This window comes from Pseudomonas sp. GM48, assembly GCF_000282335.1.
Classification (GTDB): domain Bacteria; phylum Pseudomonadota; class Gammaproteobacteria; order Pseudomonadales; family Pseudomonadaceae; genus Aquipseudomonas.
In genome coordinates, this window is record NZ_AKJM01000133.1 from 1 (window position 1) to 9,134 (window position 9,134).

At 60.6% G+C, this 9,134-nt stretch carries 8 protein-coding genes; 2 read left to right on the forward strand and 6 right to left on the reverse strand.

Annotated elements, in window-relative coordinates:
- Nucleotides 1–254: 254 nt before the first annotated feature.
- Entirely contained in the window at nt 255–1,151 is an 897-nt protein-coding gene (locus PMI28_RS04645; RefSeq protein ID WP_007991015.1) for a LysR family transcriptional regulator, read from the reverse strand.
- A gap of 159 nt (nt 1,152–1,310) precedes the next feature.
- Between PMI28_RS04645 and PMI28_RS04640 the strand changes: the two genes are divergently transcribed.
- Entirely contained in the window at nt 1,311–2,330 is a 1,020-nt protein-coding gene (locus PMI28_RS04640; protein ID WP_007991017.1) for an alpha/beta hydrolase, read from the forward strand.
- A 183-nt stretch (nt 2,331–2,513) separates the two neighbouring features.
- A complete protein-coding gene (locus tag PMI28_RS04635; protein WP_007991019.1) occupies nt 2,514–3,941 on the forward strand; it encodes a mechanosensitive ion channel family protein in 1,428 nt (475 codons plus the stop codon).
- 120 nt (nt 3,942–4,061) lie between these two features.
- Here PMI28_RS04635 and ycaC read toward each other — a convergent pair whose 3' ends face one another.
- From ycaC to PMI28_RS04610, 5 genes are all read right to left on the reverse strand, one after another.
- Nucleotides 4,062–4,688, reverse strand: a complete 627-nt coding sequence (gene ycaC, locus PMI28_RS04630; protein WP_007991021.1) for an isochorismate family cysteine hydrolase YcaC — start codon at nt 4,686–4,688, stop codon at nt 4,062–4,064.
- A gap of 69 nt (nt 4,689–4,757) precedes the next feature.
- Entirely contained in the window at nt 4,758–6,596 is a 1,839-nt protein-coding gene (locus tag PMI28_RS04625; protein WP_007991023.1) for an amidohydrolase, read from the reverse strand.
- Entirely contained in the window at nt 6,596–7,204 is a 609-nt protein-coding gene (locus PMI28_RS04620) for an antibiotic biosynthesis monooxygenase (RefSeq protein WP_007991025.1), read from the reverse strand. The genes PMI28_RS04625 and PMI28_RS04620 overlap by 1 nt, the downstream gene beginning before the upstream one ends.
- Nucleotides 7,197–7,613, reverse strand: coding sequence for a DoxX family protein (locus PMI28_RS04615; RefSeq protein WP_007991027.1), 417 nt, complete (start codon nt 7,611–7,613; stop codon nt 7,197–7,199). The genes PMI28_RS04620 and PMI28_RS04615 overlap by 8 nt, the downstream gene beginning before the upstream one ends.
- Before the next feature lie 284 nt (nt 7,614–7,897).
- Nucleotides 7,898–8,257, reverse strand: a complete 360-nt coding sequence (locus PMI28_RS04610) for a DUF6124 family protein (protein WP_007991029.1) — start codon at nt 8,255–8,257, stop codon at nt 7,898–7,900.
- Between the last annotated feature and the right edge of the window lie 877 nt (nt 8,258–9,134).

Below are 9,134 nucleotides of genomic sequence, written 5' to 3' on the forward strand. Positions count from 1 at the left end.
GGCGTCCATGCCAATGGCGAACCCGGCGATGACCGCGGCGTCCATGCCAATGGCGAACCCGGCGATGACCGTGGCATCCATGCCCAACCCGGTGATGACAAAAGGACCTGATTCCCACTGAAATCCATACAACACAAAACCCTGTGGGAGCGGGCTTGCTCGCGAAGGCGGTGGGTCATCGAACACTGATGTCGACTGACCCACCGCCTTCGCGAGCAAGCCCGCTCCCACAATAGATTGTGTGGACAATCTCCTTACAACCCACCCTCAGACTGATCCAGCTCCTCGCGCAAGAACCCGACCAGCGCCTGCACCGGCCGCGAACTTTGACGATGCTGTGGATACACCGCCGATAACGTCAGCGGTCCGGGGCAAAAATCCTCCAGCACTGCCACCAGTCGTCCATCCTTCAACGCCGAACCGACAATGAACGTCGGCAAATACGTGATCCCCAGGCCGGCGATCGCCGCGTCCTTGAGCAATTCACCGTTGTTGACCCGCATCCGCCCGCTGACATTGACGCTCAATGGCTTGCCCTGCCCCGCAAAACGCCATTGCACCTGGCGACCATGACCGTACGGCAGGCAGTCGTGACCGTGCAAATCTTCAGGCTTGCGCGGTATGCCGCGTTCGGCCAGGTACGCGGGGCTTGCGCAGTACACCCGTTCAATGGAGGCAATGCGGCGGGCGATCAGGGTCGAGTCTTCCAGTGTGCCAATGCGCAAAGCCAGGTCGTAACCTTCACCGAGCAAATCCACGGGACGATCGCTCAAATCCATCTCCACCGTCACCTCGCGATAGCGCTGCAAAAACACCGGCAACAGGCACCCCAGATGCGCCAGTGCGAACGACAGCGGCGCACTCACACGAATGGTCCCGCGTGGCTCGGTGGTCTGGCCGGCGATGCCCTGCTCCACTTGTTCGACTTCGCTGAGCAGGCGCAGGGCTGACTCGTAATAACTCTGCCCCAGGGGCGTGACATCCAGGCGCCGGGTCGAGCGATTGAGCAAACGCACGCCGAGGCGTTCTTCAAGTTGCATCAAACGACGACTGACAAACTGCTTGGACAGGCCCAATTGATCGGCGGCAGCGGTGAAGCTGCCGGAGTCCATGACCTGGCAAAAAATACGCATATCTTCGAAGGGGTTCATTGTCACTTCCCGGTTGACAGTCAAACACTTTATAGACGCTTTTTCCCTTCCAGGCACCCCATTAATCTGTGCTCACGGTGTTGCTGAAGCCTGAATCCCAGAGCCGGCAGCGACCTCATCCCAAGACACTCAATTCAATCGGTTAAAAAGGATTTACCCATGAACCTCGTTCAGAAAACCCTGACCGCGTCCCTCCTCGCCCTCGCCGTCGGCAACGCTTTTGCCGCAGGCAGCCCGGGTGTCGAACACAACACCCAGGCCTTTCTCGAGGCCCTCGCCGCCGGCGGTGGCAAACCGCTTGAACAACTGAGCCCGAAAGATGCCCGTGCGGTGCTGACCGGCGCCCAGACGTCGGTGAAGGTTGACCTGTCCGGCGTCGACGTCAGCGACAAAGCGATCAAGGTCGACGGGCAGACCATTCACCTCAAAGTGGTGCGTCCAGCCAAGGTCAAAGGTGAGTTGCCGGTGTTCATGTTCTTCCACGGTGGCGGTTGGGTGCTGGGCGATTTCCCGACCCACCAGCGCCTGATTCGTGACCTGGTGGTGGGTTCCGGCGCGGTCGCGGTGTACGTCGACTACACGCCCTCGCCGGAAGCGCATTACCCGACCGCGATCAACCAGGCATATGCCGCTACTCGCTGGGTGGCCGAACACGGCCAGGAGATCGGCGTCGACGGCAAGCGCCTGGCCGTGGCCGGCAACAGCGTCGGCGGCAACATGGCGGCGGTCGTGGCCTTGATGGCCAAGGAACAAAAAACCCCGGCCCTGCGTTTTCAACTGCTGATGTGGCCAGTGACCAACGCACAGTTTGATAACGCTTCGTACCAGCAATTTGCCGAAGGCCACTTCCTGACGCAAAACATGATGAAGTGGTTCTGGGACAACTACACCACCGACGCCGGCGAGCGTGCGCAAATTCATGCCTCGCCGCTCAACGCCAGCACCGAACAGCTCAAAGGCTTGCCGGCCGCATTGGTGCAGACCGCCGAGTTCGACGTGCTGCGCGACGAAGGCGAAGGTTATGCCCGCCACCTCGATGCGGCAGGCGTGCCGGTGACCTCGGTACGCTACAACGGCATGATCCACGACTTCGGCCTGCTCAATCCGCTGAGCCAGATTCCGGAAGTGAAAGCAGCGGTGCGTCAGGCTGCGCTGGAGCTCAAGACGCATTTGAACTGAGTCCCTACCCTTCACCGCACACTGGTTGTGTGGTGAAGGGCTTTTCTGTGGGAGCGGGTTTGCTCGCGAAAGGGGTGGGTCAGGCAACACTAATGTCACTGATACTCCGTCTTCGCGAGCAAGCCCGCTCCCACAGAAAAGCGCTCTCCACCTGCGCGACCTCATTTCTACCGGAGCATCCTTATGTCTTTTGTCTATGCTCATTTGCTGTCCCTGAGCACCCTGCTGCTGGCCATCGACGCCCTGCTCTGGCACCTCGCGCCATTCAAGCATCGGGTGAGCCGGGTCGGTGTGCGTCTGGTGCTGTTTCTGCTGTTCAGCACAGTGATCATCAACGCCGGCGTCAGCCCCTTGCAGGCACCGCTGTTGGCCGATGATCAGGTGGTGCAACTGGGGGCTACGGCGCTGGGGATTCTGTGGTGGCTGTATGCTGCGCGGGTGCTTACCGAAGTGATCGGCCTGGCCCTGATGCGGCGCATCGGCCATAGCGGCCGGTTGTTGCAGGATGTCATCGGCGCATTGGTGTTTCTGGTTGCCGTCGTGGCCGCCGCCGGCTACGTGCTGGAACTGCCGGTAAAAGGTTTGCTGGCGACCTCCGGCGTCGTCGCCATCGTGGTGGGTCTGGCATTGCAGAGCACCTTGAGCGACGTGTTCTCCGGCATCGTGCTCAACACCACCAAGCCGTACCAGGTCGATGACTGGGTTTCCATCGACGGTGCTGAAGGTAAAGTGCTGGATATCGACTGGCGCGCCACGCATCTGCTGACCAGCACCGGCAGCACCGCTGTGGTGCCGAACTCGGTAGCGGCCAAGGCAAAGATCGTCAACCTCAGCCGCCCGACCAATATGCACGGCGTGTCGATCAGCATTCAGGTGCCCAATCACATTCGCCCGCGTCGGGTACTCGATGCCCTGGACCGTACCCTTCAGGGCAGTAGCAGTCTGCTGCTCGATCCTGCGCCGAAAGCCGTGCTCAAGGAGGCCGGCGAAACCATGTCCGAATACGTGGCCAGCGGCTTCATCGCCGAATTGGGCAAAAAGGGTGAAGTGCGTAATCAACTGTTCGACCTGGCTCATCGGCACCTCGAAGCGGCAGGCATTTCCCGGCAACCCGATGGCGTGATCGAGCCGTCGACCCGCGCACGGGCCTTGCTCGATGAAGTGAAAATCTTCCGTTCCCTGAGCGCCGAGGAACGGGATCGCCTGGCCCAGAACATGGTGGCGCAGCAATACGCGGCCGGTGAGGTGGTGGTGGATCTGGATGAGGTACCGGACAGCCTGTTCGTTATCGCCACCGGCGTGGTCAGCGCCACCGTCCCCGACGGCAGCACGCAGATCGAAGCCGGGCGCATGGGGCCGAGTGAAGTCATGGGCGAACAAAGCATCCTCGCCGATACGCCGTCCCAGGCACGGTTCACCGCCATGACCTCAAGCATCATCTACCGTCTCGACAAATCCCTGACCCGCAACTGCATGGCGCAACGACGGGAAGTCGACCGGGCGTTGAACAAGCTGCAAGCGGTGCGCCAGCAGAACAGCCGGATGGCGTTGATGGCCAAACCGGTGGCGGTCAAGAGAGGAGGTTTTTTGAGTTGGTTGCAGAACCGCTGATCAACAGTTCACACAAAACCCTGTGGGAGCGGGCTTGCTCGCGAAAGCGGTGGTTCAGTCAACATCAATGCTGACTGTCATGACGCCTTCGCGAGCAAGCCCGCTCCCACAGGACAGGTCTTACTTGGCCGTGAATTTCATGTAGCTGTTGATCAGGTTGCGATAGTTCGGCAAGCGTTCCGACAGCAGGTTGGCCAGGCCTTCCATGTCATTGCGCCAGTCGCCTTGCAGCTCGCAGGCCACGGCGAACCAGTTCAGCAGGTGTGCACCGGCGGCCGACATGCGCGCCCAGGCCGCTTGTTGCACAGTGGTGTTGAAAGTGCCGGAAGCGTCGGTCACCACAAACACTTCAAAGCCTTCAGCAATGGCCGACAGGGTCGGGAACGCCACGCACACGTCGGTCACCACACCGGCGATGATCAGTTGCTTGCGACCGGTGGCCTTGATCGCCTTGACGAAGTCTTCGTTGTCCCAGGCGTTGATCTGGCCCGGGCGGGCAATGAACGGCGCGTCCGGGAACTGCGCCTTGAGCTCCGGCACGATCGGACCGTTCGGACCGCTGTCGAAACTGGTGGTGAGGATGGTCGGCAGTTTGAAGAACTTGGCGATGTCGCCCAGCGCCAGCACGTTGTTCTTGAACTCGTTGGGCGAGAAATCCTGCACCAGCGAGATCAGACCGGTCTGGTGGTCGACCAGCAATACCACGGCGTCATCTTTGTTCAGGCGTTTGTATGGAACGTTGCTCATTGGAAGCTCCTTGATGGATGGTTATTGCATACTGCGCCGCCCTGTTGGGGCGGCGCTTTTTTGAATTCGTCAGAAGGCAAAACACGAACAGCCAAAGGCACCCCAGAAACCGGCGAAATCACTGACCGGCGCGTTCGACAGTCGCGCCCGTTCATGGCTGTGGGAATGCACCGCGCACGGCCCGCTACAATGGTGAACCTGGGCCTGCATCGGCGACGTCGGGCGCCAGTGGCCCGGTACCTTCACCACCGGCGACCAGTCCGGCAGCACCGGCACGCTGGCCGGCCCGAGCTTCTCGAAGTCACCGGCGCCGTACACCACCTTGCCGCCGACCACGGTCAACACCGATTCGATCCACTTGATCGCCTCTTCATCGACACTGAAAAAGTCCGCACTGAGGGCCGCGACGTCGGCCAATTGCCCGACCTTGATCTGGCCCTTTTTGCCCTGCTCCGACGAGAACCAGGCGCTGCCGTGGGTGAACAGTTCCAGCGCCGTCAGGCGCGACAGGCCTTCGGCGTGCAACTCCATGCCGCCGACAGTGCGACCGCTGACCATCCAGTACAGCGAAGTCCATGGGTTGTAACTCGACACCCGTGTGGCGTCGGTACCGGCACCGACCGGTACGCCCTCAGCCAGCATGCGCTTGATCGGTGGCGTAGCTTCAGCCGCTTTCGCGCCGTAACGCTCGACGAAGTACTCGCCCTGGAACGCCATGCGATCCTGAATCGCAATGCCGCCACCCAGCGCCCTCACCCGCTCGATGTTCTGCGGGGTGATGGTTTCGGCATGGTCGAAAAACCAAGGCAAGCCGTTGAACGGAATGTCGCGATTGACCTTCTCGAACACGTCGAGCATGCGGCTGATGGACTCGTTGTAAGTGGCGTGCAAACGGAACGGCCAGCGTTGCTCGACCAGATGGCGCACCACTGGTTCCAGTTCGGCTTCCATGGTTTGCGGCAGGTCCGGGCGCGGTTCGAGGAAGTCTTCGAAGTCCGCCGCCGAGAACACCAACATTTCCCCGGCGCCGTTGTGCCGCAAGTAGTCGTCACCCTGGTGCAGCTTCACGCTGCCGGTCCAGTTCTTGAAGTCGGTCAACTCTTCCTTGGGCTTTTGGGTGAACAGGTTGTAGGCGATACGCACCGTCAGTTGCTCGTCCTTCGCCAACTGTTCGATCACCTGGTAATCGTCCGGATAATTCTGGAAACCACCGCCGGCATCGATAGCGCTGGTCAGGCCCAGGCGATTGAGTTCGCGCATGAACTGACGGGTCGAGTTGACCTGATACTCCAGCGGCAGCTTCGGCCCCTTGGCCAGGGTCGAGTACAGAATCATCGCGTTCGGCCGCGCCACCAGCATGCCAGTCGGCTCGCCATTGGCGTCGCGCACAATCTCGCCACCCGGTGGGTTCGGCGTGTCGCGGGTGTAACCGGCTACGCGCAACGCAGCGCGGTTGAGCAAGGCGCGGTCGTACAGGTGCAGGACAAACACCGGCGTGTCCGGTGCCGCCTGGTTGAGCTCCGCCAGGGTCGGCATGCGCTTTTCGGCGAACTGGAATTCGTTCCAGCCACCGACCACCCGCACCCACTGCGGCGTCGGCGTGCGGTCGGCCTGCTCCTTGAGCATGCGCATGGCATCGGCCAGGGACGGTACACCTTCCCAGCGCAGTTCCAGGTTGTAGTTCAAGCCGCCGCGGATCAGGTGCAAGTGCGAGTCGTTGAGCCCGGGAATCACGCAGCGGCCCTTGAGGTCGATCACTTGGGTGTTCGAGCCACGCAGGGCCATGGCCTCGGCATCGCTGCCCACTGCGACAAAGCGACCGTCGCTGATCGCCACAGCGCTAGCGAGTGGTTTTTCGCGGTCAACGGTATGAAATTGACCATTGAACAAAATCAGATCGGCGTTCATCACGGTTCCTCGTGCAAAGTGGCGGGAGACAGCCAGGGCGCGAACAGACGCGTCGCCATGGGCATAAAGATGTAAACCACCGAGAGCACGATGGTCAGGGTGATCAGGAACGTGGCCACCACGTAGTTGGAGAGCAAGGCGTTGAGCCGTAGCAGCGGCCCCCAGAGCAGCGGCACCAGCAAGGTGTGCGGCAGGATCACCAGCAACGTCACCACGGCCTGCTTCCAGCGCGGCGGTGGCGTACCGGCCTCGGCCTGGGGCGAGAACCAGAACTCGTTGATCGGATTGACTTCGGTCTGGTCGCCATCGGCCAGCATCGGCGCGGCTTCGTCGACCAGCTCCTGGCGCTGCGGCGAATCGAGCCAGCGCTGCATCGCCTCAGTCGAGCAAAAGCGCAGCACGCAGGTGTAGGTGTCGAGGCCGGCGTTCTTGCCGCGCACCACATCCACGCCCAAATGCCCGACGCTCTGCGCGGCCACCTTGACGATGTGGCGCAGCCAGGCTTCATAAGGCACTTCAAAACCGGCCTTGACCCGGTGCTTGACGATCAAGGTCACCACCTCATCAGGCCCGGGACTTGCCGGTTCACGGCGATTGAGATCAGACATAACGCAAAGCTCCGGCGAAACGAACATTGAGCGCCAGCCGTCCCGGCCCGGCGATGAAAATGCTGGTGAACACAATCAGCAACAGCCAGCCGAACTGGCCTTCGAAGAGGGTCCACTCCGGATGCACGATCAACATCGACACCCATAGCAAAAACAGAATAGGCAAACATGCCAGACGCACCAGCAACCCGACGACGATCAGCAGCGGGCACACCACCTCGGCGAAAATCGCCAACAGCAGCGTCAGGTTCGCCCCCAGGTGGAAAGGGTCTTCGATGTTTTGCAACTCGGCACTGTAGTGAAGCAGCTTGGGCAAACCGTGCACCCACAACAGAAACAACCCGCCGCTGACCCGCAGGAACAGCAGCCCCCAGTCTTGCGCCCGATCATCGCGTCGCGAAGCGTCCATGGCCCACCCGCACAAATGAAAAACCACCGACGCCCATGCGCCGGGACTGGATTCGATAATGATGGGACGGGGGAAGGAAAAATTGAATGTACGTGCTCTGTTTACGGGAAGACCGAGATCGAACAAACGACATAGAACCCTGTGGGAGCGGGCTTGCTCGCGAAAGCGGTGGGTCAGTCAACATCAATGCTGACTGTCATGACGCCTTCGCGAGCAAGCCCGCTCCCACACTGGATAGTGATTGCCTATTGGTTTCTGCTCTACCAGACAAAACCGCTCAATCGCTATTCCTGTGGGTCGAGATTATCCAGCGCCCGATTCACCGCCAGCTCACCCAACATGATGATCTGCGCAATCCCCAGCAACGCGTTGCGATGAGGGCTTTCCAGAAATCCCGCAAGGTCACTGGTCATGATGCTGGCCGAGGCCAGAGATTCGCACGCGTGGGCCAATAGCGTTTCGGTGTTGATGTCGGGGGCGATGACAAACATCGTGCTGGGATTGCGCGGTGGTGCCGGGTCTTTTGGGGGGTTGAGGTAGTGATCCCGTGCGCGGTCCGCGGCTTCGTGAAGCTTTTTGGAACTGGGGGATTCGTAGGTGGAAACGTCGTCGGCTGGCGGGGGATTCGGGGTTGGTTTGAACATGGCGGAGCTCCTTTATACCTGGTGAAACCACCAGAACCCGTCGCTAAACAAGTAAGGGTGGCAGCTGTACGCAGGTTAGCGAACCGGGAGGTATAAGACCCGGCAGACCCGAAGGTCTCCCGCGCACAGCCACCATGTCGAAAATTGCAAACATACGAATTTTTGCAATAGAGACTGGAGCCTTGTTGCGCTTATACCTGGTCGGGTCGCTAAACCCGATCGCTGAATTTGCAGCGACAGGGAAACGATAAAGACCGGATACAAGACTCACAAGCCGGCGGATTCTGGCGTAGTTGTAGGCAACGACGCAAGACGGTGTGGCTTTCAGGAAACAAGGCTGACGACTTTTAAACAGGGCTGCCGGAACACTGCACATTCCCTGTGGGAGCGAGCTTGCTCGCGATGACGGCATTACATCCAGCATGGGTGTTGACTGGCCCACTGCTATCGCGAGCAGGCCGCTCCCACAGGGGATTGGGGGTGTTTGCAAATGCCGGGGTCACCACAAAAACTGTGGGAGCTGGCTTGCCTGCGAAGGGGCCGGCACATCCAACATCAATGTTGCCTGACACGCCGCCTTCGCGGGCAAGCCCGCTCCCACAGGTTGATTTGCATGTATCTGCGAGAGATTGGTCGGCTTTCAGGCCGCCTTCGCGAGCAGGCTCACTCCTACAATTGGACCGAGTACATCCGTCAGATTCAGGTCGGCTGTCAGGTCGCCTTCGCGAGCAAGCCCGCTCCCACAGAAGAGCAAAGGCAGATCGGCGTACACCCACGCTTTTCACCACTCATCAGGCCGAGCGTTAGCTCGCCTGCAGCTCTTGATCCTGATCCACCCGCCCCCTCGGCAGGCTGAGTGGAGGCGTTCATCCGGGGG

Excerpts from the sequence above, each read along its gene's own strand:
- PMI28_RS04625 (WP_007991023.1), bottom strand. The coding sequence starts at position 6,596 with ATGAACGCCGATCTGATTTTGTTCAATGGTCAATTTCATACCGTTGAC.
- PMI28_RS04635 (WP_007991019.1), top strand. The coding sequence starts at position 2,514 with ATGTCTTTTGTCTATGCTCATTTGCTGTCCCTGAGCACCCTGCTGCTG.
- ycaC (WP_007991021.1), bottom strand. The coding sequence starts at position 4,688 with ATGAGCAACGTTCCATACAAACGCCTGAACAAAGATGACGCCGTGGTA.
- PMI28_RS04645 (WP_007991015.1), bottom strand. The coding sequence starts at position 1,151 with ATGAACCCCTTCGAAGATATGCGTATTTTTTGCCAGGTCATGGACTCC.
- PMI28_RS04615 (WP_007991027.1), bottom strand. The coding sequence starts at position 7,613 with ATGGACGCTTCGCGACGCGATGATCGGGCGCAAGACTGGGGGCTGCTG.
- PMI28_RS04620 (WP_007991025.1), bottom strand. The coding sequence starts at position 7,204 with ATGTCTGATCTCAATCGCCGTGAACCGGCAAGTCCCGGGCCTGATGAG.
- PMI28_RS04610 (WP_007991029.1), bottom strand. The coding sequence starts at position 8,257 with ATGTTCAAACCAACCCCGAATCCCCCGCCAGCCGACGACGTTTCCACC.
- PMI28_RS04640 (WP_007991017.1), top strand. The coding sequence starts at position 1,311 with ATGAACCTCGTTCAGAAAACCCTGACCGCGTCCCTCCTCGCCCTCGCC.